Source organism: Streptomyces sp. NPDC021093 (assembly GCF_044333135.1).
Lineage (GTDB): Bacteria > Actinomycetota > Actinomycetes > Streptomycetales > Streptomycetaceae > Streptomyces.
Window position 1 is genome coordinate 495,778 of record NZ_JBIRQJ010000003.1, and the last position, 19,639, is coordinate 515,416.

At 71.8% G+C, this 19,639-nt stretch carries 19 protein-coding genes; 8 read left to right on the plus strand and 11 right to left on the minus strand.

Going from position 1 to position 19,639, the window contains the following annotated elements:
* Nucleotides 1–333: 333 nt before the first annotated feature.
* Nucleotides 334–1,239: an NADP-dependent oxidoreductase gene (locus tag ACH4SP_RS10905; protein ID WP_398412896.1), complete on the plus strand. Its 906-nt coding sequence runs from the start codon at nucleotides 334–336 to the stop codon at nucleotides 1,237–1,239.
* Between the two features lie 73 nt (nucleotides 1,240–1,312).
* On the opposite strand, the gene ACH4SP_RS10910 is transcribed toward ACH4SP_RS10905, so the two are convergent.
* Nucleotides 1,313–1,738 (minus strand): SsgA family sporulation/cell division regulator, encoded by a 426-nt coding sequence (locus ACH4SP_RS10910; RefSeq protein ID WP_398412898.1) that lies wholly within the window; start codon nucleotides 1,736–1,738, stop codon nucleotides 1,313–1,315.
* Between the two features lie 179 nt (nucleotides 1,739–1,917).
* Here ACH4SP_RS10910 and ACH4SP_RS10915 point away from each other — a divergent pair, with 179 nt between their 5' ends.
* Both ACH4SP_RS10915 and ACH4SP_RS10920 read left to right on the plus strand, forming a co-directional pair.
* Entirely contained in the window at nucleotides 1,918–3,513 is a 1,596-nt protein-coding gene (locus tag ACH4SP_RS10915) for a sigma factor (RefSeq protein ID WP_398412900.1), read from the plus strand.
* Nucleotides 3,514–3,786: 273 nt separating this feature from the next.
* Entirely contained in the window at nucleotides 3,787–4,686 is a 900-nt protein-coding gene (locus ACH4SP_RS10920; protein WP_398412903.1) for a hypothetical protein, read from the plus strand.
* Here ACH4SP_RS10920 and ACH4SP_RS10925 read toward each other — a convergent pair.
* On the minus strand, nucleotides 4,668–5,726 hold the full coding sequence (locus ACH4SP_RS10925; RefSeq protein WP_398412905.1) for a methyltransferase: 1,059 nt from the start codon (nucleotides 5,724–5,726) through the stop codon (nucleotides 4,668–4,670). The two genes, ACH4SP_RS10920 and ACH4SP_RS10925, sit on opposite strands and share 19 nt — an antisense overlap.
* Before the next feature lie 156 nt (nucleotides 5,727–5,882).
* Here ACH4SP_RS10925 and ACH4SP_RS10930 point away from each other — a divergent pair, with 156 nt between their 5' ends.
* On the plus strand, nucleotides 5,883–6,140 hold the full coding sequence (locus ACH4SP_RS10930) for a hypothetical protein (RefSeq protein WP_398412907.1): 258 nt from the start codon (nucleotides 5,883–5,885) through the stop codon (nucleotides 6,138–6,140).
* A 72-nt stretch (nucleotides 6,141–6,212) separates the two neighbouring features.
* Here ACH4SP_RS10930 and ACH4SP_RS10935 read toward each other — a convergent pair whose 3' ends face one another.
* The 5 genes from ACH4SP_RS10935 to ACH4SP_RS10955 form a co-directional block, all read right to left on the minus strand.
* The gene (locus ACH4SP_RS10935; protein ID WP_398412911.1) at nucleotides 6,213–7,547 is read right to left on the minus strand and encodes a cytochrome P450; all 1,335 of its coding nucleotides are present in this window, start codon (nucleotides 7,545–7,547) and stop codon (nucleotides 6,213–6,215) included.
* 151 nt (nucleotides 7,548–7,698) lie between these two features.
* A complete protein-coding gene (locus ACH4SP_RS10940; RefSeq protein WP_398412913.1) occupies nucleotides 7,699–8,376 on the minus strand; it encodes a class F sortase in 678 nt (225 codons plus the stop codon).
* Nucleotides 8,377–8,462: 86 nt separating this feature from the next.
* Entirely contained in the window at nucleotides 8,463–8,927 is a 465-nt protein-coding gene (locus ACH4SP_RS10945) for a sortase-dependent protein (protein WP_398412915.1), read from the minus strand.
* A 126-nt stretch (nucleotides 8,928–9,053) separates the two neighbouring features.
* Entirely contained in the window at nucleotides 9,054–11,168 is a 2,115-nt protein-coding gene (locus tag ACH4SP_RS10950) for a sensor histidine kinase (RefSeq protein WP_398412917.1), read from the minus strand.
* Nucleotides 11,137–11,859, minus strand: coding sequence for a response regulator transcription factor (locus tag ACH4SP_RS10955; protein ID WP_398412920.1), 723 nt, complete (start codon nucleotides 11,857–11,859; stop codon nucleotides 11,137–11,139). Before ACH4SP_RS10955 ends, ACH4SP_RS10950 begins: the two co-directional genes overlap by 32 nt.
* A gap of 194 nt (nucleotides 11,860–12,053) precedes the next feature.
* On the opposite strand from ACH4SP_RS10955, the gene ACH4SP_RS10960 reads away from it, so the two are divergent.
* The gene (locus ACH4SP_RS10960; protein ID WP_398412924.1) at nucleotides 12,054–12,866 is read left to right on the plus strand and encodes an SDR family NAD(P)-dependent oxidoreductase; all 813 of its coding nucleotides are present in this window, start codon (nucleotides 12,054–12,056) and stop codon (nucleotides 12,864–12,866) included.
* Between the two features lie 18 nt (nucleotides 12,867–12,884).
* Here the strand turns inward: ACH4SP_RS10960 and ACH4SP_RS10965 are convergent, their stop codons facing one another.
* A complete protein-coding gene (locus tag ACH4SP_RS10965) occupies nucleotides 12,885–13,238 on the minus strand; it encodes a hypothetical protein (RefSeq protein ID WP_398412925.1) in 354 nt (117 codons plus the stop codon).
* A 175-nt stretch (nucleotides 13,239–13,413) separates the two neighbouring features.
* Between ACH4SP_RS10965 and ACH4SP_RS10970 the strand changes: the two genes are divergently transcribed.
* Together ACH4SP_RS10970 and ACH4SP_RS10975 are read left to right on the plus strand one after the other, a co-directional pair.
* Complete coding sequence (locus tag ACH4SP_RS10970) at nucleotides 13,414–14,097, plus strand: isochorismatase family protein (RefSeq protein WP_398412927.1); 684 nt, start codon at nucleotides 13,414–13,416, stop codon at nucleotides 14,095–14,097.
* A 105-nt stretch (nucleotides 14,098–14,202) separates the two neighbouring features.
* Complete coding sequence (locus ACH4SP_RS10975; RefSeq protein WP_398412929.1) at nucleotides 14,203–15,114, plus strand: endo-beta-N-acetylglucosaminidase H; 912 nt, start codon at nucleotides 14,203–14,205, stop codon at nucleotides 15,112–15,114.
* Between the two features lie 64 nt (nucleotides 15,115–15,178).
* On the opposite strand, the gene ACH4SP_RS10980 is transcribed toward ACH4SP_RS10975, so the two are convergent.
* The 3 genes from ACH4SP_RS10980 to ACH4SP_RS10990 all read right to left on the minus strand — a co-directional run bounded on the left by ACH4SP_RS10980 (nucleotide 15,179) and on the right by ACH4SP_RS10990 (nucleotide 18,085).
* Complete coding sequence (locus ACH4SP_RS10980) at nucleotides 15,179–16,660, minus strand: oxygenase MpaB family protein (protein WP_398412932.1); 1,482 nt, start codon at nucleotides 16,658–16,660, stop codon at nucleotides 15,179–15,181.
* The gene (uppS, locus tag ACH4SP_RS10985; RefSeq protein WP_398412935.1) at nucleotides 16,657–17,445 is read right to left on the minus strand and encodes a polyprenyl diphosphate synthase; all 789 of its coding nucleotides are present in this window, start codon (nucleotides 17,443–17,445) and stop codon (nucleotides 16,657–16,659) included. Before uppS ends, ACH4SP_RS10980 begins: the two co-directional genes overlap by 4 nt.
* A gap of 217 nt (nucleotides 17,446–17,662) precedes the next feature.
* Complete coding sequence (locus ACH4SP_RS10990) at nucleotides 17,663–18,085, minus strand: MarR family winged helix-turn-helix transcriptional regulator (protein WP_398412937.1); 423 nt, start codon at nucleotides 18,083–18,085, stop codon at nucleotides 17,663–17,665.
* Nucleotides 18,086–18,287: 202 nt separating this feature from the next.
* Between ACH4SP_RS10990 and eno the strand changes: the two genes are divergently transcribed.
* Entirely contained in the window at nucleotides 18,288–19,604 is a 1,317-nt protein-coding gene (gene eno, locus ACH4SP_RS10995) for a phosphopyruvate hydratase (RefSeq protein WP_398412939.1), read from the plus strand.
* Nucleotides 19,605–19,639: the final 35 nt, after the last annotated feature.

Sequence of the window (19,639 nt, forward strand, 5' to 3'; positions counted from 1 at the left end):
ATGGGGGGACGGCGAGAGCTGGACACCGGTGCGGATCGCCGCACCCGGAGCAGGGGGCGGCGACACGGCGGCCGGGTCAGAGCTCTCGCTGAGCGCGTCATGCCCATGGCAAGTCGGGCACCGCGCCAAGCCGCCGTCAGGGAGAGTAGTGGATAGGAAGGTTTCCTACCAGTGCTTCAACAGAGGCTCTGGGGAGCGGAGTTGAGGGCCGGGTTGAGGGCTGAGTCGAGAGCGGTGTCGAGAGCGGCGTCGAGGTCGGGGCCGGGTCGGGAATCCCTTGATCATTACGGGTGTTGGGCCCTGTCGTCAGACCCGTCATGTGAAGGGCTTTTCGTGCGCGCCATACAGATAGACCGCTTCGGCACCCCTGACGTCCTCGACATCGTCGATGCCGCCGAGCCCGAACCCGGCCCCGGAGAGGTGCTGATCCGCACGGTGGCGACCAGCATCAACCCCGTCGACGACAAGACGCGGGAGGGAGCCATCGGTGAAGGAACGCCGCCGCTGCCGATGACGCTCGGCTGGGACCTGGCCGGCGTCGTGGTCGACGCGGGCGACAGCGGGCTGCGAGCCGGTGAACGCGTCATCGCCATGTCGCACCAACTCGGCGCCGGGCGAGGGACCTGGGCCGACCTGGTCGCGCTGCCCGCACACGCCGTCGCCGCGGCACCGCGGTCCGTCGGCCCGGCCGAGGCGGCCACGTTGCCGCTCCCCGGGCTGACGGCCCTGCAGACGCTGGACTGGCTGGCGGTCACGGCCGGTGACCGGCTGCTGATCGCCGGAGCCGCAGGGGCGGTCGGCGGGCTGGCGCTGCAGATCGCCCGTGCGCGCGGCGCCAGGGTCGACGCGCTGATCTCCCGGGACGAGCAGGCCGCCTTCGCCCGCGACCACGGCGCCGACCTCGTCACCACCGACCGCGACGCTCTGCGAGAGCGCCACTACGACGCGGTCTTCGACACCTTCGGGGCGTTCGTGACCGGGGCGGTGGCCGACGGCGGCCGGTACGCGTCGATCGCCACCCAGGCCGGTCCGGTCCCCGACCTGTCCGCCCGTGGCGTACGCACCACCGTCAACCAGGTGCGCGAGGACGGTGCGGGACTCAACGAGCTGACCGGGCTCGTCGACGACGGCTCCCTGCGACTGCGTGTGCACTCCACCTTCGCCCTCCAGGAGATCCGCGCCGCGCACGCCCGCTTCCTCCAGGGCGGTCTGGCAGGAAAGATCGCCGTGGTCCTCTGAGCCTTCGAGGTCGTCCGCGTCGTCTGCGTCTTCTGGGTCGTCCGCGTCGTCCGCGTCGTCCGCGTCTTCCGGGTCAGACTCCGCCGAAGAGCGTGGCGAGCCCGCGCTCAAGGCCGGGGCCCAGATCCTCCTGCCCGGCCGGCACCATCGCGTACGAGCGCAGCAGGAAGCGGCGCAGGACGGCCGTGTCGAACTGCACCAGGGCCAGCCCGTCCGGCGAATGGAGCTCCACCACGGTCTGCGCCCTGCCGCACGGCCAGATGTGCACGTCTCCGCTGCCGGACGGGGCGCGCAGCCCCGCATCCAGCAGCTCGCGGGCGAACGTCCAGACCGCAGGGGTGCCGTCGAGCGAGAATTCGGCGGCGAAGGTGGCGTGGACGGCCAGGGGGTCGTTCGCGTCGTAGTGGAGGACGACCGGCACGGCCCGCTCGTACTGCTCCGGCTGCTCCGACGTGATCAGGCGGGCACGGGTCGGCTGGTCGAATGCGGTGATGGTCATGGTCGGCTCCACTTCTGCGTGTTTCCTGTGCCCTTACGACCACCGGTGACCGACTTTTATTACGGCGATCCGGCGAGCATCTGATGTGACCTGCGCCACAGGGGCCCCAAAAGCGGACATTCAATCCTTAAGCTTTCGAACTCATCCAATCCCTCGCAGTGGGACAGGAGCGTTCTGCCATGCCCGACGGCCCTACCGCCGTGTCGAAGACCGCTGTCCCGACCGTTGCCGGGCCGCCCGTCGCCGGGTCGGCCACCGCCTCGTACGCGCAGATCTACGAGGAGCAGCAGCCGCAGCTCGTCGCCTACGCGCGCTCGCTGACCGGCAACCCCTGGCTCGCCGACGATCTGGTCGCCGAGGCGCACTTCCGCGTCTGGCGGCGTCTGTCCGCCGGGCACTCCATCGACAACGTCCCGGCCTACCTCACGACCACGGTGCGCAACCTCGCCGCGACGGTCGGTCGCAGCACCCGGGAATCCCCGCAGGACCCGCAGGACGACCAGGGTCCGTGGGGCGCCGAGCCCGTCGCCGCCACGGGCGACGACCACGACCCCGGCACCCGGATCGCCTCGGTGGACCTGCTGACGCGCGTCCTCGGGCAGCTGCCCGAGCGGTGGGTGAAGGCGCTCTGGCTGGCCGAGGCGGAGGACCAGCCGCTGGAGGCGGTGGCCAGGGGAGTGGGCGCCGGGCGCGGCGCCACGGCGGTGCTGCTGCACCGGGCGCGCGAGGGGATGCGGCAGGCGTTCCTGCGGGCACATCCCGGCACGCCGATGGACCCGGCCTGCGACGCGTACTGGGAGCGCATACCCGCGCACGTACGGGGTGCGGACTCCGAGCGTCAGTCGGACAAGCTCCAGCGGCACCTCGACGACTGTGCGGACTGCAGGGACCGGCTCGCCGTGCTCATGCAGGCCAATACGCGGCTGCCCGCGCTGGTGGGACCGGCGCTGCTGATCTTCGTGCTGGGTGGCGCGGCCAAGTTCCTGGTGCCGGCGGCCGGTGGCGCAGCTGTCGCGTCGGCGTCGGCGGCGTCCGGGTCCGGGTCGGCGTCGGCAGCGGCGGGCGGGCACGGGTCCGGGCCGCTGCATGCGGTACGCCACGTCCTGACCGGCGGCTCGAAGGTTCCCGCGACCGTGCTCGGAGCGGTGGCGGTATCGGTGGCCGGTGCCGTGGTCGCGGCAGGGCTGACACTCGGCGGTTCGGACGCGCCGGTGCCGCAGCAACGTACGGCGACGGTGGAGAGTGCGGTGCCCGCACCCGCGCCCACACCCCCACCCAGGGCTGAGCCCCCGGCCACCCGGCCGGAGCCGGTACCGGCGACTGAGGATGCGCCCCGGGCTCCGGAGCGGCGCGACGAGCGGGCACCCCTATCGGTACCTGCCCAACAGGCCCCACCGCAGGCGCCGGACGAACCTGATCGGGCCGCGTCCCAACCCGAGGCACCCGTACCCGTACCCGAACCCGTACGGACGGAGGCTGAGGCAACGGCCCCGGCGCGGACGGAGGAGCCGACCACGGAGCCGACTCCTGTGCAGCCGACTCCTGTGCAGCCCACGCCCGTTGAGCCCACACCCGTGGAGCCGACTCCGGTCGAGCCCACGCCCGTCGAGCCGACACCTGTGGAGCCGACCCCTGTGGAGCCGACCCCCGTGGAGCCCACGCCCACGCCCGTCGAGCCGACTCCGGTCGAACCGGAGCCTGTTGAGCCCACGCCCCCGCCCGAGCCGGTCTGCAAGCCCTGGCTCGGTCCCGTCTGGCTCTGCCGCCTGCCCTGAAGTCGTACGCCTGCCAAGGGCCGACAGATGCCGCGCGGGCCCACGTCCGGCCGGGTGGTGGCCGAAATCCCTTCCAGGTAAAGGGAGTTCACCGATGTGGTGGTGGGTCGCCCGGTGTTGTGCCATCGAATGGCAAAGGTGCCTGGCACAACTGGTGGCGCTGGGAGTACTGGAACCGCTGTGCGACCCCGGCGGACCCGGCCGGCCCCGGTACCGGATGGCCCGGCTCGCCCGGGACTTCGGCAGGGAGCACTGCGGGAGGCGGACGAGCTCATGGCCACGTACGAGCGGCGTCTGATCCACTACGGCAACCTGGCCGTGGCCGCCGGGCGCCTGTGGGACAACGGCTGCCAGAGCCAGGCCGCCCTGCTGGTCCAGGAGGAGCACGAGGACCTCACCGCCACGATCCAGTACGCGCTCGGCGACCCCGGCCACGCGGAGGCCGCGCTGGAGACCGTCACCGGTCTGTGGTTCTGGTGGGCGGTGCACGGCAGGGCGGACGAGGGGCACGCCCATCTCCTGCAACTCCTCGACGGGCGCCTACCGGACGGTCCCGGGACGGCACCCGCCCTGCTGCTGGCGGCGTGGCTGACCGCGGGCAGCGACCCGCACTCCGCCCGTGTCCTGCTCGGCCGGGCCTGGACCTGTGCCGTGCTGGCCGGCGACAGCGTTGCCCTCGGCCGGATCGCCCACGTCCAGGGCCTCCTCGCACTGCACCGGCAGGACCACGAGGCCGCCGCCGCCCACTTCCAGGAGGCTGCCGACACCATTCCGCGCCACGCCACGGGCGGTCTTTCAGCGGCCGTCAGCCAGGCTGCCGCCGCCCTCGCCCAGGCCTCCTTCGACCCCGGTGCCGCCCGCGTCAGCGCACGACGCGCCCTCACCGCTCCCGGCGCCCAACCCGATGACTGGGCATGCGTCACCGCCCGATACGCCCGGGCGTTCGTCGACCACCAGGAGGGCCGCAGCGGCCGTGCCTGGCGCCGCGCGCAGCGCACGCTCGCCACCCTGGACGACCGGCTTCCCACGCCCCACGGCCATCTCGCCCTGCGCCGGTTGGTCAGCGACATCGAATCCGGCGCACCGGCCGCGCCGTCCCTGTCCTGCGGCCCCCCTCCCCGCGCACGAGTTCCCGCACCCGTCACGGACCCCGGTCAGGTCGTCGGCCCGTGACCGTCCTCGGGCCGGGGCAGCCGGGTGGCCTCGACGACGCACATCGGGCCGCCCGTCTCCCGGATCCTGTCGAGGCGGAAGTCCGCTCCGCCGAGCAGGGACCGCCAGTCCCCGCGGGTACGTTCGCGGCCGTGGAGCATCCCCATCATGGTGAGGTCGAGCAGGGTGGCGATCTCGGGCGGGGTGCCCTCGCCGAGCACGGTTTCGACGAGGAACAGCCTGGCGCCGGGGGCGGCCGCCTCGTGGATGCGGCCGAGGATGCGGGCGGCCTGCTCGTCGTTCCAGTCGTGCAGGATGAAGCAGGCGAGGTAGCAGTCGGCGCCGGACGGTACGGCGGTGAAGAAGTCGCCGCCCACGGCGGCGATCCGGTCCTCGACGCCGCGGCCGCGCAGGAGGCCGGGCGCCGCCGCCACCACGTGCGGCAGGTCGAAGACGGTGCCGCGCAACTGCGGGTTTCGTACGGCGAGTTCGGCCAGGGCGGTGCCGTCGGCGCCGCCGATGTCCACGAGGGTGCGGACGCCGTCCAGTTCCAGGGCGGCCAGCGCGTCTGCCCGTACCGCACGCATCAGGTCGCCCATCGCGCCGCTGAAGGTGGCGACGCCCGCCGGGTCCTTGGCCAGCCAGTCGAAGAACGGCATGCCCAGTTCCGCTTCGGCCGCGGGGATCCCGTCGTGCAGAGTGCCCCAGAGCCCGGCGAACGGGCGGTAGTGGGTTTCCATCCACATCAGCGCCACGTTGCGCACGGATTCGGGGACGTCGGTGCGCAGCGTGTGGCCGAGCGCGCCGAGCGACACGCCGTCCGACGTCTCGTCGTAACCGAACACGCCCTCGGCGGCGAGCGTGCGCAGCAGTCTGCGCAGCAGCTCAGGGCGCAGGCCCGTCCCCTCGGTCAGTTCCGGTACGGTCCGCGGTCCCGCCGCGAGCCGATCGGCGATGCCGGCGCGCGCCGTGACGTACAGGGCCTGCGAGATCTGGAAGCCGCCGAGCAGCCGGAGCATCGACACGGCGGGGGTGGGAGCCGTGGTGGGTGGGGTGGTCATGGCGCGAAAGTACCGGTCCCGCGGGTCCGCGACCGGGCGTGTGCGGGCGTGGTTCACCCGGTCGGCACCGTCGATCGGGGGCGGCCGGACGTTCCCTTTCCTGTTCCCGCGTGCCGGACGGGCGATCGAGGGGTTCAGGCACTTGAATGACGGACCATGACCACGCAACCGCCGCACTTCACGGTCCTGTTGATTCCCGAGCACATCGAGGGCGGTGGCACAGTCCCCGCAGAGGACTCGGCCGTCCGCTCGGCGGTGGTCGAGGCGACCGGCGAGACGGGTTCCTCGGGCTACCCCCGTTACGCGGGAGAAGGCATGGAGGCCGACATCGACCCGAGTTCACGCACGGTGGAGGCCCTGCTCGTCGACGGGCAGGAGCTGGTCTACGGGCTGACCGCCAGGATCGCCGGCTGACAGGCCGGGGCGCAGAGCCGGGGCGCCGGGCCGGGGCACGGGCCCCGGTCCGACGCACGGACCGCAGGAGCGTCAGGGTTTCAGGGTGGCGCAGGCGGGTCCTTCGGGGCGGACGGTGATGCCGTACGCCGTCCTCGTGGGGACGGCGGAGAACACCGGAGTGTGCACCGGCAGCAGATGCTCCAGCAGGACGGTCGATTCCCGGATCGCGAACTGCAGGCCGAGGCAGGCGCGCGGGCCGATGCCGAAGGGGTAGTAGGCGCCCGGCCGGGCCGGGCGGCCGTCCGGGTCGGTGAAGCGCCGGGGGTCGAACCGCTCGGGATCCGGCCAGAGTTCGGGGTCGCGGTGCGTGAGGTACGGGCAGACCAGCAGGTCCGTACCGGCCTCGACGGTGAAGCCGCCGACGAGGTCGTCCTCGGCGGCGTGGCGGGGCAGTATCCAGGCGGACGGGTAGAGCCGGAGCGTCTCGTGGACCAGGGCCTGGAGGGCCTGTCGGCGTTCCGCCGAGCCTTCGCCACCGGCGGCCAGAGCTTCTTCGCGGGCGTCGGGGTTTTGGTCGAGGAGCAGATGGAGCCAGGTCAGGGTGGTCGCGGTGGTCTCGTGTCCGGCCGCGAGCAGGGTGACCAGTTCGTCGCGGACCAACTGGTCGGTGTACTCGGGGCGTTCGGCGCCCGCACCGGTCAGGACGTGCAGCAGGCCCGGCCCGTCGGGGCCCGCCGTGCCGCTGCGGGCGGCGTCGATGGCATGCCGGGCCAGCGCGTCGATGCGGGCGAGATCGGCGGCCACCGTGTCCTGGGCTCCGACGGCATCGGCGGGCAGCGTCGGCAGGGCCTCCATGACAGCGCCCACCGAGGTCAGTACGTCCGCGGTCGCCTCGTCGAGCGGATACCCGGTGAGGGAGCGCCAGATGGAGTCCAGGGCGAACCGGCGCATCTCGTGCCCGACGTCGAAGGTCTGCCCGGTGCGGGCGTACTCGTCCCAGCGTGCGGCGGTGGTGCGGGCGGCCTCGGTGATCCGGTGTTCGTAGCGGCGCATCCCCGGGCCGGTGAACTGGGACTGCAGCAGGCGGCGTTGCCGCTTCCACGCGTCACCGGTGGCCGCCAGGACACCGTCTCCGACCAGTAGCCGGGCCCGGTGGGAACGCTTGACGTACACGTCCGCGTGCTGGGCCAGGACGTGCTGGACCGCCTCCGGGTCGGTCACGAGAACGGTCCGGGCCGAGCCGTTGCGGAACGCGGCCACACCGCCGCACCGCTCACGCACCCGGGTCAGCAGCTCGACCAGTTGGCCGCCCTCGGCACGCCACCGCTCCACGAGTCCCGGCTCGGCCTCCGGGACCGGCCGCCCCTCCGGCCGCCCCTCCGGGCGGGGGCAACTCCGAGACACGTCGGCCGTATTGGTGTCCATGCTTCGCCTCCAGGTCGACTGCCGGAACTGCCACACGGAATGTACGGGCTCGGGCACGGCCGGTAAAACCGGGCCCGCTCCGTTCACGCCGAGTCCGGCAGCCGGTGCGACCGCTCCGCGACCCTTCGGGGAGCCCTCCCCGCTGCGGGGGTCAGACCTTCATCGCGTACACGATCAGGTTGTCCAGCGTGTGTCCCTGGGCGTCGAACGCGCCGTCGCAGGTGATCAGCCGCAGCACACGCCCCTCGGTGCGGCCGTAGACCCGCTCGGTGGGGAACGTCTTCTTGCCGACCGTCTCGCGTCCTGTGACCTTGAAGCGGATCTTCGTTCCCCCGGCGTCGCGGACGACGATGTCCGCACCCTTGGCGATCTTCTTCAGGTCGTGGAAGACGGCCCGCCCGTAGCGGGTGTCGTTGTGTCCGATCAGCACGGCGGGACCGCGCGCGCCGGGCACCGGGCCGCCGGAGTACCAACCGGTCGTCATGCCCTTGTCGGAAGGCGGCACTTCCACTGTGCCGTCGGTGTTGAGACCGAGCCGCATGATGTCGCTCTCGACCCCGATCGAGGGGATGGACACATGCGCGGGCGTCCCCGGGCGGGCCTCGTCGGAAGACGAGGAAGAGGAAGAGGGGGAGGAAGGAGGAGGGGCTGTACGGGAAGCGGGGCCGCTCGGTGGCGGGTCGGCCTGGGCAGCCGCTGCCCGGCCGGATCCGGGCCGGGCGTCGACGGCGGCGGTGGTACAGCCGGTCAGGGCGAACAGCGCGGTCGTGCCCAGGCAGGTGAGTGTCAGCAGAACGGAGGGCCGGCCGGGCCGGGACGTACGGGACATGGGTGCAGGCTCCTGGGAAGGCCGACGGCCGGTGGGACGGCGACCCGTGCGGGACGTCGCCTCCACCGGCCGTCGGATCGGGTGGGTCAGCCGTCGCGCCGGTCGGCGGTCCGACGGCGGATCACCACGGTCGTGGCTCCCGCGAGCAGGAGCGCCGCTCCTGCGGCGGCACCCAGGGTCGCAGTCGAACCGCCGTTGGACGCGGCCTCGGGCTGCTCGCCCGCGGCGACCCCGCCGCGCGGCGGGGTGACGGACGGGCCGCTCTCGCCGCCGCCCGCCGACGGGGTGGCGGTCGGGGCGGACTCGCCACCGCGCGACGGGGTGGCACTCGGGCCGGTCTCGCCGCCGCCCGCGGACGGGGTGGCGCTCGGCGGGGTGGCGGTCGGGCCCGTCTCGCCGCCGCCCGCCGACGCCCCACCGGCCGTGGAGGGAGCGGCCGGCTTCGGGGCGGTGTCGGCGAAGGCCGTGGTGGCCGGGAGGCAGATCGCGCCCGCCGTGACAGCGGCGAGTACGGCATGGCGCAGGGGAGTCTTCAGGGACAGCAACGACATCTACAGGGCTCCGTTCCGATTCGGCCTCTTCGACGGCGCGGGTACGGACGCGTACCGCGCCGCGAGGCGTGCCCACAGGCTGGCGCGAAGTTATGAAGAAGCTGTCAGGAAGCTGTGGTCCTCGGATCAGGCCCGTTCTGGGCCGAGTTTCGGGCCGGGGCCGAAGCCGGGGCCGAAGCCGGGGTCGAGGCCGGGTTCGAGGCCGGATTCTGGGCCGGATTCAGGGCCGGATTCGGGCCCCCGCCCGGGGCCCGTCGGCGCGGTCCGTTCCGGCGCGGTGGGAAGGCGGAGGGTGAACACCGATCCCGCGCCGGGAGAGCTCGTGGCGGACACCGTGCCCCCGTGCGCCTCGATGAGTTTCCGTACGATCGCCAGTCCGAGCCCACTGCCTCCGGTGCGCCGGCTGCGCGACTTCTCGGCGCGCCAGAACCGGTCGAAGACGTGCGCGAGGTCCTCGGGCGGAATGCCGACACCGGTGTCCGCGACCTCCACCAGCACCGCTTCCCCGTCCGGTGACCCCAGCGCGCGCAGGGTGACGCGGCCGCCCGCGGGAGTGTGGCGCACCGCGTTGGAGACCAGGTTGCCGACGGCCTGACGCACGCGGACCGGGTCGGCCGTCAGCGCCGGAACGGGGCGCTCCGGCGGCGGGGAACACACCGTGAGCGCGACGCCCGCCGTCTCCGCGTGCGTCCGGTGAGCGGCGGCGACCTGTGCGAGCAGCCCCTCGACGCGCACCGGTTCCAGGTGCAGCCGCAGCGCCCCGGCGTCGGCCTGGGCGAGGTCCTGGAGGTCGTCGATGATGTGCTGGAGCTGCATGGCCTCCTCGTGCAACGAGGAGATGAACGCGGGATCGGGTTCGGCCACCCCGTCCTGTACGGCCTCCAGCCAGCCGCGGATGTTGCTCAGCGGGGTGCGCAGCTCGTGCGCGACATCGCTGACCATGGCCTTGCGCTGCCCCTCCAGTTGGGAGCGGTGCGCGGACATGTCGTTGAACGTCGCGGCGAGCCGGCCGATCTCGTTGTCGGCCGCCACGCGCACCGGCGTGGTGTCCGCGCCGTCGCGCATCCGCTGGGCGGCGCTCGTCAGCGCCTGGAGGGGACGTACGAGCCGGATGCCCGCCAGCACCGAAGCGCCGACCGTGAGGGCCAGTACGAGTGCGGCGGCCCCCGCGATCTTGGCGGTGTTGGCGGGGGAGAGGTCGAACCCCGGCACGGTGGCCGCCCCCGCGTCTCCTATGAAGAGCAGCGCGGGCGAGGCGACGTACGAACTGAGCTGCTCGCGGCGGGCCGTTCCCACGCAGGAGGCGATCGCCCGGTCGTCCTCGGAGTCGCGGGGGACCATCCTGGTCTCGCCGCCGCCCAGGTAGCTGGGCGTCGCTCGGGGAGGGACCACCTGCGGGGGCTCGACGGGCCCGGCCTCCTGACCCCAGGAGAGGTCGAGTCTCAGCCGGATGCCAGGTCGGCCCTGTCGTTTCAGGCAGGCGTCGGCGAGTTGGTTGAGCGCGCCGAGCGCCTTGCGCTCGGTGGCGGTGGGCAGGTCCAGGGCGTCGGTCGGACACCGGGACTCCTGGAGCCGTCCGGGATCGTTGCCCACCACCTGGACCGTGGGGCGCCCGCTGGGACTCGTCACCACGTCCGAGGCGATGCCCGAGCCGTCGAGACAGGACACCAGCCGGTCGGCGCTGCGCCGCAGGTTCCTCAGCTCCGCCGCCGGGAGCCGGAACGGGCCCACCGCCCGCGGATCGACCCGGTCCGCCGGGGTCCCTGCGCTTCCGGGACTCTCCGCCGCCAGCGCGGTGTCCACGGAGAGCGGGTCGACGACCGCCGAGGCCTGGGCGGGCAGTGCGGACGAGGCCGACGGAGGGGCGGAGTCGGCGAGCGGCGTCCTGACCTCGGTGGTCAGGGCGACCCTGCGGCCGGACTGCTCGGCCAGTTCGCGCACGGTCTTCTCGACCCCGTCCCAGGTGCGGTGGGCCGCCGCGTAGCCGAGCAGGGTGTGGTAGATCCGGGCGTCGGCGGTCAGGTTCTGGCCCTGCTCCTGCCGGATGGCGCCCGATGTCGTCTGGACGGCGATCCAGGCGGTGGCGGCCACCGAACACGCCGCCACCAGCGCGGACACCGCCAGCAGACGTCCCAGCAGACTCTTGCGCAGCGGCAGTCTCGTGCGCCGCGTCGCAGCCCCCGGCACCGGGGCGTCCCGGTGTCCGGCCCTACGACGACGCACGGGACGCCTTCGCCGCATCCGTCAGCTTGTAGCCGACACCGAACACGGTGAGCAGCCGGACCGGGCGGCGCGGGGCCGGTTCGATCTTCTTGCGCAGGTTCATCACGTGCACGTCGACGGTCCGGTCGCTGATGTACCGGTCGAAACCGTGCAGTTCGGCGAGCAGTTGCTGGCGGGAGAAGACCCGGTCGGGCTCGGCCGCGAGAGCCGCGAGGACGCGGAACTCCCCGGGCGTGCAGTCCACCGCCCGGCCGTCGACCGACACCAGGTGCCGGGCGGAGTCGATCACCAGCCCGCCCACGCTCAGCACGCCGTCGGCCACGGGGGCGCCGTCGGGGGCACGCCGGGCGCGGCGCAGCAGCGTACGTACCCGGGCCATCAGTTCCCGCGGACTGTACGGCTTGGTGACGTAGTCGTCCGCCCCGAGGTCGAGGCCGAGCAGCAGGTCGTCCTCGGTGGAACGGGCGGTCAGCATCAGCACCGGCACCTCGCGCTGTTCCGCCCGCAGGATGCGCACCACGTCCAGTCCGTCGGCCCGCGGCATCATCACATCGAGGATCAGCAGGTCAGGCTCTCCCTGCCGGACCGCCTCCAAGGTCGCGAAGCCGTCGCCGACCGCGGTGACGGCATGACCTTCGCGTTCCAGGTAGCGCCGCAACAGCTCGGCCTGCTTTTCGTCGTCCTCGGCGATGATCACATGAGCGCACACGGGTCAGATCGTATAGGCATGCGAGCGGCGGGCGGCCGGGGCGGGGAACGGCGGCCCGCACCGGCCGTGCGGTCGAGGGCCGGTTCCGTACAGGATTTCCGGCACCACCACCACTCCCGCCAAAGCTCCCGCCAAAGCCCCCGCTCTCCAACGGAATTGACTTCACCAAGACCGCTCGGCGCAGAATCACTCCCATGGACAACACACCGACCACCGACACCACCGACACATCCACCGCCCCTGCCGCGCCGGGCCTGTTGGCCGGCAAGGTCGCCTTCATCACCGGTGCGGGTCGCGGCATCGGCGCCGCAGCGGCCCGGCTTTTCGCCAGGGAAGGCGCTCGGGTCCTGCTCGCGGCCCGTACGGAGGACCAGCTGAAGGCGGTCACCGAGGAAGTCAGGGCGGCGGGCGGCATCGCGGACTACGTGGTGTGCGACCTGGCCGACGCGGACAGCGTGCGCGCCGCCGTCGACCGGACCGTGGAGGTGTACGGACGACTCGACGTCGCGTTCAACAACGCGGCGACGGGCATACCCCCCGGCCCGATGGACCAGGTGTCCGAGGCTGATTTCGACCACATCTACGCCGTGAACCTCAAGGGCCCGTGGCTGGCCATGGTCGCCGAGGTCGCCGCCATCCGCGCCACCGCCGGAACGGGGGCCATCGTCAACAACTCCAGCATCGGCAGCTTGAGGGGCAACCCCGAACTGCCCGCCTACGGTGCGACGAAGCGGGCGCTCAACAGCCTCACCGAATCGGCTGCCGTCACCTACGGCCCGGAAGGCATCCGCGTCAACGCGATCGCCCCCGGCACCACGCTGACCGAGATGATCCGTTCCTGGGAAGCGGATTCGCCCGGTGTGATCGACCGGCTCAACGCGAAGACTCCGCTGCGCCGCGCAGCCGACCCCGACGAAATCGCCCAGGCCGCCGCCTGGCTCCTCAGCGACCGCTCCTCCTATGTGACCGGCACGGTCCTCCGGGTCGACGGCGGCATGCGGGCCTGATCCGGCCGAGAGGTCATCTCAAGGGTGCTCGGGCGGCGTGTGCGTGGGGTCCAACTCCGCCCAGGCGCGATGGACATGGCCGCGGGCCCTGCCGAGGTGCAGGGCGAAGCGCGCGTGGGACAGCGGACGGGTGAGGAAGTTGCGGCGGTGCGCGAGTGCCGCCGCCTGCGCCGCCTCCAGGACGCGGACGGCGGAGGCGAGATGCTGCCGCGCGGCGCCGGAATCGCCGACGTCGGCCAGGCCTGCGGCGCATGCGCTGAGCGTCTCCGCGGTCTCCGCCAGTTCGGCCGTACGCCGGATGCTGGAGGGTTCGGCGAGGGCCTTGAGTCCGGCTTCCGCCTTGCGCAGTTCAGTGATGTGCTCCGTATGCATGCGTGCATTATGCATACCGGAATTGGCCGCCGCCCTTGACGGCATCGAACGGAAGGTTCCGGCGTTCCTGCCCCGCCTGAGAACATCCAGATTCCCGATGGCAGGGGACGCGGTGTGCAGGGCTGCGCCGACCTTTGATCTGTACGTCCCCATTCTTGGCAAGCAAGCGAGGGCAATGATGCAGGCCGATTCCAAGCTTCACGACTGGCGGATCGAACCCCGGGAGTACGCGCGGCAGGAGGAGCGACGCGGGAGGAGGCACGCGTACGAGTACCTCGACCCGGCGCGTACGGCACTGATCGTGATCGACATGGTGGAGTTCTTCGCCAGGTCGAATCCCTACGCCCGCGGCATCGTGCCCCACATCAACCACCTCGCCGAAGCGCTGCGTACCGCTGGCGGTCTGGTCGCCTGGGTGGTCCCGGCCAACGAGGCGCCGCTCGGCGATGTCAGCGACGAGTTCTACGGACCGGCCGTCAGCGCGATGTTCGCGGCGACCGGCGGCGAGGGCCCGCCGCGCTCGCGCCTGTGGCACGCGCTCGACGTCCGGCCCGACGACCTGGCCGTGGAGAAGAGCGCGTACAGCGCCTTCTTCCCCGGGCGTTCGCCGCTGCCGCGACTGCTGGCGGAACGCGGGATCGACACCGTCCTCGTCACGGGGGCGCTCACCAACGTCTGCTGCGAGTCATCGGCCCGGGACGCTGCCACCTCGGGCCTGCGCGTACTGATGGTCGCCGACGCGAACGCGGCCCGGCGCGACCGGGACCACAACGCGGCGCTGCACACGATCTACCGGTCGTTCGGCGACGTACGGACGACCGGGGAGGTACTGGACCTGATCGGGCGACACCCGCGCTGACGGTTTCCGGCTCTGCCCACGGTGGGCAGGTACACGACACCTCTTTGCCCTGATGCTCGGAACAGGGTTCAGGAAGCGAACCTCTCGAAGGGAAACCGACCAAAGATGCTGACTTCTGGTCGAAACAGAGTGCGGACGGCTGCGTTTGCCCTCCTGGCAGCGGTGCTCGTGGCCGGCCCCGTGACCACCCCCTCCGCGGCGGCGGCGCCCGCCGAGAAGGAAGGGCCGATATCGGTGGCCTACGTCGAGGTGAACAGCAACAGCATGCTCAACGTCGGCAAGTACACACTGGCCAACGGCGGCGGCAACGTGTTCGACGTCGCGGTCATCTTCGCGGCCAACATCAACTACGACAGCGCCAAGAAGTCGGCGTACCTGTACTTCAACGAGAACGTGCAGCGCGTCCTGGACAATGCGCAGACCCAGATCCGGCCGTTGCAGGCCAAGGGCATCAAGGTCGTGCTGTCGGTGCTCGGCAACCACCAGGGCGCCGGCTTCGCCAACTTCCCGTCCAAGGCCACGGCCTCGGCGTTCGCCAAACAGCTGTCCGACACCGTGAGCAAGTACGGGCTGGACGGCATCGACTTCGACGACGAGTACGCCGAGTACGGGAAGAACGGAACCGGTCAGCCCAACGCCGGTTCCTTCGTCCACCTGGTCTCCTCGCTGCGCGACAGCATGCCCGACAAGCTCATCTCCCTCTACAACATCGGACCGTCCGCGACGAGGCTCTCCTACGGTGGTGTGAACATCGCGTCGAAGTTCAACTACGCCTGGAACCCGTGGTACGGCACCTGGCAGGTACCGGGCATCCCGCTGCCCAAGTCGTCTCTCTCGCCCGCGGCCGTCGATATCACCAGGACGCCCGTGAACACCGCGGCCGACCTCGCCAGGCGGACCGTGAGCGAGAACTACGGCGTGTACCTGACCTACAACCTCGACGGATCCGACCGGCACACCTACGTGTCCGGCTTCACCAAGGAGCTGTACGCGAGCGAGGCCGTCTACACCCCCTAGGTTTCGGGAGGGCTGTCCCGCGACGGCCCGGGTGCGAGGCAGGCCGCCGCGTGAGGTCGGCCGGTCACGCTCCGGCGAGCAGCGGGTCGAACGGGGTGCTGCGCTGCCGGCCGGACATGAAGGTCAGGAACTCCCGCACGAAGGCGCTACGGGTGTACGTCACGCCCCCGGCACCGGAGACGTCCCGGTGGAACGCGGTGCGGAACAGGGTCCGGTACTCGTCCGCGTCGATCTGCTGGTCGCCGTTCCTGTCGGTGACCTCGAAGAGGGTTTCGGCGACCCTGATGAGAGCGGGCCCGGCGAGGCCGGGAGCGGCGGCGGCGTACTCCTGGGCGCTGATGCTGCCGTCGCCGTCGCTGTCGAGGGCGCTCTGGAGTTCGCGCCACCAGTCCGCGAAGGCGTGGTAGAGCCTGGTCTCCTCGGGTTCGTCCAGGTCGAGGCGGCCGGCGAGTTCCCGGGCCATGGCGGCGAGGTCCGGCCAGTCCAGGGAACCGTTGCCGGTCTGGTCGAGCACCTGCCGGAAGAAGCCCTCCGCGTCCTGTCGCTGTGCCGAGTCGGTGGCCGACGCCGTGCGGCTGGCGGGGGCGCTCTGGGCGGGCAGCGGGGTGATGAGCCTGAGCAGGGCCCCGGCGCGCTTCATCCTGGAGTGCAGGGCCGCGACCGTCCGGGCGCGCGGGTCGTCGCTGTCGGGAGACAGGGCGAGGAGGTCGATGACGGCTTCCGGCTGGATCCAGCCCGCGGGGAGGAAGCGGGCCAGGCCGACGGCCAGGTAGGTGCCCTGCATCAGGGTCTGGGCGCCGGGCATCTCGGGCAGCCCCGCGCGGCGGCGGAAGGACTCGGGGAGAGAGGCGACCGCGATCGCCCCGACGACCGGCCCGGCGACGGCGCGGCCGGTGGCCCACAGGGTGGGGAACCCGCTCAGGAGAGGAGGGGCGGGGAGGTGGTCGAAGAGCTTGTACAGGATGATGCGCATCGCCTCCGTGTTCTCCAGCTCCTCCTCCACCGTCCTGTCGAAGTACTGCCAGAACTCGGGGAGGGAATCGGGCAGTTGGCCGGGCTCGTCCCCCATGGTGGCGAGCACGGCCCGGAATTCGGCGTACAGCTCCTCCATGAACGCCTGGTCCAGGGGCTGCCCGCTCAGCCGGCACATGGTGACGGAGCTTTCGTACAGCGTCGCCACCACCCAGGCGCGCGCACCGGGGTCCATCGCGTCGTAGGGACGGCTCCGGGGGTCGGTTCCCTTCAACCGCTCGTGCATGCGGTTCAGCCGTGCCGCTTCCCTGCCGCGCACCTGCGCGTCGGCTCCGATCATGCGCTGCATGCTCAGGAAGGTGTTGTGCAGACGCCGCCAGGGGTGGGCGACGAACGTGGAGTTGTCGATGAGGGCGGCCCCGATCTGCGGGTGCGCGGCCTCCAGCACCGTTGCCCTGACCATGGCGAGCGCCCAGCGGGGGTCGTTGAAGAACGTGTGTAACCGCGAGTCAGGGCCGGCTACGGGCTCGGGCCCGGCGTCGGTGCCGGGGTTCGTGGTGTCCGAGGTGGTCACGGTCGTGATGCTCCGTTCTCGTCCGGCAGCACGCCGCCGAAGCGGCGCTTGCGGTGCCGGTATTCGCGTAGGCATTCAAGGAAGTGGGAGGAGCGGAAGTCGGGCCACAGGACGGGCGGGAAGACCCATTCCGCGTAGGCGACCTGCCAGAGCATGAAGTTGGAGATCCGTTGTTCCCCGGAGGTACGGATCACCAGGTCCACATCGGGCGTGTCCGGGTACGGCAGGTGGCTGGCGAAGGTCTGCTCGGTCACCGCGCCGGGGGGCGTTCCACTGCGGAGCAGCGAGCGCGCCGCCTCGACGATGTCCCTGCGGCCGCCGTGGTCGAAGGCGACGGTCAGCGTCATGCCCCGGTTGTCGCCGGTCAGCGTCATCAGGTCGGCGAAGTCCTGGGCCAGGGCCGGGGGAATGCGCGGGTCGCTCACGCCCAGGAAGCGGCAGCGGATGCCGCGGGCGTGCAGGAGCAGTGCGTGCTTGCGCACCACACGTCGCACCAGTTGCATCAGGAAGTCGATCTCGCCGCTCGGCCGCCCCCAGTTCTCGGTGGAGAACGCATACAGGCTCAACCACCCCACTCCGGCCGTCCGCGCGGCCTCGATGACGTCGATCACGGTCGCCTCCGCTGCGCTGTGCCCGGAGGTGCGCGGCAGCGACCGCAGTTGCGCCCATCGGCCGTTGCCGTCCATGACGCAGGCGACGTGTCGAGGCACTCCGTCGGGGCTCCCGTCGCCTCGGTGGGGGAGGGCGCCGGGAAGCGGGGATGCCCCGTCGACTGTCTGCTGCATGCTGGTGTCTTCCCTGCTGCGGTGCGCTGATCTGATCAACACGAGCAGTGTGTCACCGGTCCGACACGTGGAGTGTCCAAAGTGCCGCGGAATCACTCTTGGGGCGTCCCCGCGAGTCAATTCGGGTGCCCGTCAGGGGAATTCCGCCGCGGGCCTCGAAGAAACGAGCGAAGCCGCGCCTTGTGCAGCCGGCGCCAAGCCCTGCGTTTCGGGCGTACTAGCGGGTGGCGAGCCGATCCAGCAGGGCGGCGCTCCGTGCCAGCAACGCCCGCTCCTCGTCCGTGAGTTCGGCCTCGATGGCCTGTGCGAGCCAGCCGACCCTGCGGCCGCGCTCCGCTTCGAGTGCGGCCCGGCCCGCGTCCGACAGCTCGACCAGTGACTTGCGGCCGTCCGTGGGGTGTGCCCGGCGCGTGATCAGGTTCTGTTCCATGAGCAGCCCCACCGCCCGGGCCATCGACTGGGGGCGTACGCGCTGATCGGCGGCGAGGTCGCTGGTGGTCATGGCGCCGTCGCGGTCGAGTGCGCCGAGCACGGCGACCTGGCCCAGCGGGATGAGGTCCTCGTGGGTGACGCGCCGGGTGAGCTTGCCCATCGCGGTGCGCAGTTCGGCGGCGATGGCGGCGGCTTCCGAGATGGGCATAGGGCACTTTACCCCGGTGGACAGCATTGCTGTGCACCTGACCTGCACGGCAACGGTGCGCAGCAATGCTGTGCAGCAATTCTGCACAGCAGAACTGAGCAGCAAAACTGAGCAGCATTGCTGTATGGTTTGGCGTTGTCGGGCTCAGCGCCAGCGTTGTCGCAGCCGGGGCCACGGCACACGACAACGGCAAGGAACTCCCATGTCCGCAAAGGCAGTCGAACCCGTCGGAATCACCGACGCCACCATCGAGACCGTCGCCGCCCGCCGGATCATCGACAGCCGGGGCAACCCCACGGTCGAGGTCGACGTCGTCCTGACGGACGGGTCCCTGGGGCGCGCGGCTGTCCCCTCCGGCGCCTCCACCGGTGCCAGGGAGGCCGTGGAACTGCGCGACGGGGACTCCGCGCGCTGGCACGGCAAGGGCGTCGACCGCGCGGTGGCCCACGTCAACGGGGAGATCGCGGCGTCCGTGCGCGGCCGGGACGCGACGGACCAGGCGGGCCTCGACGCCGGGCTGGTCGCCCTCGACGGCACCGCCACGAAGTCCCGGCTCGGCGCCAACGCGATCCTCGGGGTCTCCCTCGCCGCCGCCAAGGCCGCTGCTGCGGCCCACCGCCAGCCTCTGTACCGCTACCTCGGCGGCGCCGACGCCCACCTCCTGCCGCTGCCGATGATGAACATCGTCAACGGCGGCGCCCACGCGGACAATCCGCTGGACTTCCAGGAGTTCATGATCGCGCCCGTGGGTGCGGACACCTTCGCCGAGGCCGTCCGCATGGGCAGCGAGGTCTTCCACACCCTGCGCCGCGATCTGCTGACCGCCGGGCACTCCACGGGCGTCGGCGACGAGGGCGGCTTCGCGCCCGCGCTGCGTACCGCCGAGGAGGCGCTCGACTTCGTGATGGCCGCCATCGAGCGCACCGGCTACCGCCCCGGCACGGACATCGGCCTGATCATGGACCCGGCGTCCTCGGAGTTCTTCCGCGACGGGGTGTACGACTACGCGGGCGAGGGCGTGCGCCGCACCCCCTCCGAGAACGCCGACTACCTGGCCAAGCTCATCGACGCCTACCCGGTCCTCTCCATCGAGGACCCCATGGCGGAGAACGACCTGGACGGCTGGCGCGAGCTGACCGCCCGCGTCGGCGACCGCTGCCAGCTCACCGGTGACGACGTGTTCTGCACCAACGAGACGCTGCTCCGCGAGGGCATCCGCACCGGCGTGGGCAACTCGGTCCTGGTCAAGGTCAATCAGATCGGGACCCTGACCGAGGCGTTGGCCGCGGTGGACACGGCCCACCGGGCGGGCTGGACGGCGGTCATGTCGCACCGCTCGGGCGAGACGGAGGACACCACCATCGCGGATCTGGCGGTGGCGACCGGCTGCGGCCAGATCAAGACCGGCTCGCTCTCCCGCTCCGACCGCACGGCGAAGTACAACCAACTGATCAGGATCGAGGAGGAGTTGGGCGGATCGGCGCGCTTCGCCGGCCGTTCGGCACTGCGCCGGGCGTGAACAGCGGGTGGAGGTGACCCCAGTGAGGTTGGGGG

Bases quoted from the DNA above. Each gene is read 5' to 3' on its own strand.
- ACH4SP_RS10920 (WP_398412903.1), top strand. From the start codon at position 3,787: ATGGCCACGTACGAGCGGCGTCTGATCCACTACGGCAACCTGGCCGTG.
- ACH4SP_RS10960 (WP_398412924.1), top strand. From the start codon at position 12,054: ATGGACAACACACCGACCACCGACACCACCGACACATCCACCGCCCCT.
- ACH4SP_RS10990 (WP_398412937.1), bottom strand. From the start codon at position 18,085: ATGCCCATCTCGGAAGCCGCCGCCATCGCCGCCGAACTGCGCACCGCG.
- ACH4SP_RS10915 (WP_398412900.1), top strand. From the start codon at position 1,918: ATGCCCGACGGCCCTACCGCCGTGTCGAAGACCGCTGTCCCGACCGTT.
- ACH4SP_RS10925 (WP_398412905.1), bottom strand. From the start codon at position 5,726: ATGACCACCCCACCCACCACGGCTCCCACCCCCGCCGTGTCGATGCTC.
- uppS (WP_398412935.1), bottom strand. From the start codon at position 17,445: ATGCAGCAGACAGTCGACGGGGCATCCCCGCTTCCCGGCGCCCTCCCC.
- ACH4SP_RS10940 (WP_398412913.1), bottom strand. From the start codon at position 8,376: ATGTCCCGTACGTCCCGGCCCGGCCGGCCCTCCGTTCTGCTGACACTC.
- ACH4SP_RS10965 (WP_398412925.1), bottom strand. From the start codon at position 13,238: ATGCATACGGAGCACATCACTGAACTGCGCAAGGCGGAAGCCGGACTC.
- ACH4SP_RS10930 (WP_398412907.1), top strand. From the start codon at position 5,883: ATGACCACGCAACCGCCGCACTTCACGGTCCTGTTGATTCCCGAGCAC.
- eno (WP_398412939.1), top strand. From the start codon at position 18,288: ATGTCCGCAAAGGCAGTCGAACCCGTCGGAATCACCGACGCCACCATC.
- ACH4SP_RS10970 (WP_398412927.1), top strand. From the start codon at position 13,414: ATGATGCAGGCCGATTCCAAGCTTCACGACTGGCGGATCGAACCCCGG.
- ACH4SP_RS10910 (WP_398412898.1), bottom strand. From the start codon at position 1,738: ATGACCATCACCGCATTCGACCAGCCGACCCGTGCCCGCCTGATCACG.
- ACH4SP_RS10945 (WP_398412915.1), bottom strand. From the start codon at position 8,927: ATGTCGTTGCTGTCCCTGAAGACTCCCCTGCGCCATGCCGTACTCGCC.
- ACH4SP_RS10935 (WP_398412911.1), bottom strand. From the start codon at position 7,547: ATGGACACCAATACGGCCGACGTGTCTCGGAGTTGCCCCCGCCCGGAG.
- ACH4SP_RS10975 (WP_398412929.1), top strand. From the start codon at position 14,203: ATGCTGACTTCTGGTCGAAACAGAGTGCGGACGGCTGCGTTTGCCCTC.
- ACH4SP_RS10950 (WP_398412917.1), bottom strand. From the start codon at position 11,168: ATGCGGCGAAGGCGTCCCGTGCGTCGTCGTAGGGCCGGACACCGGGAC.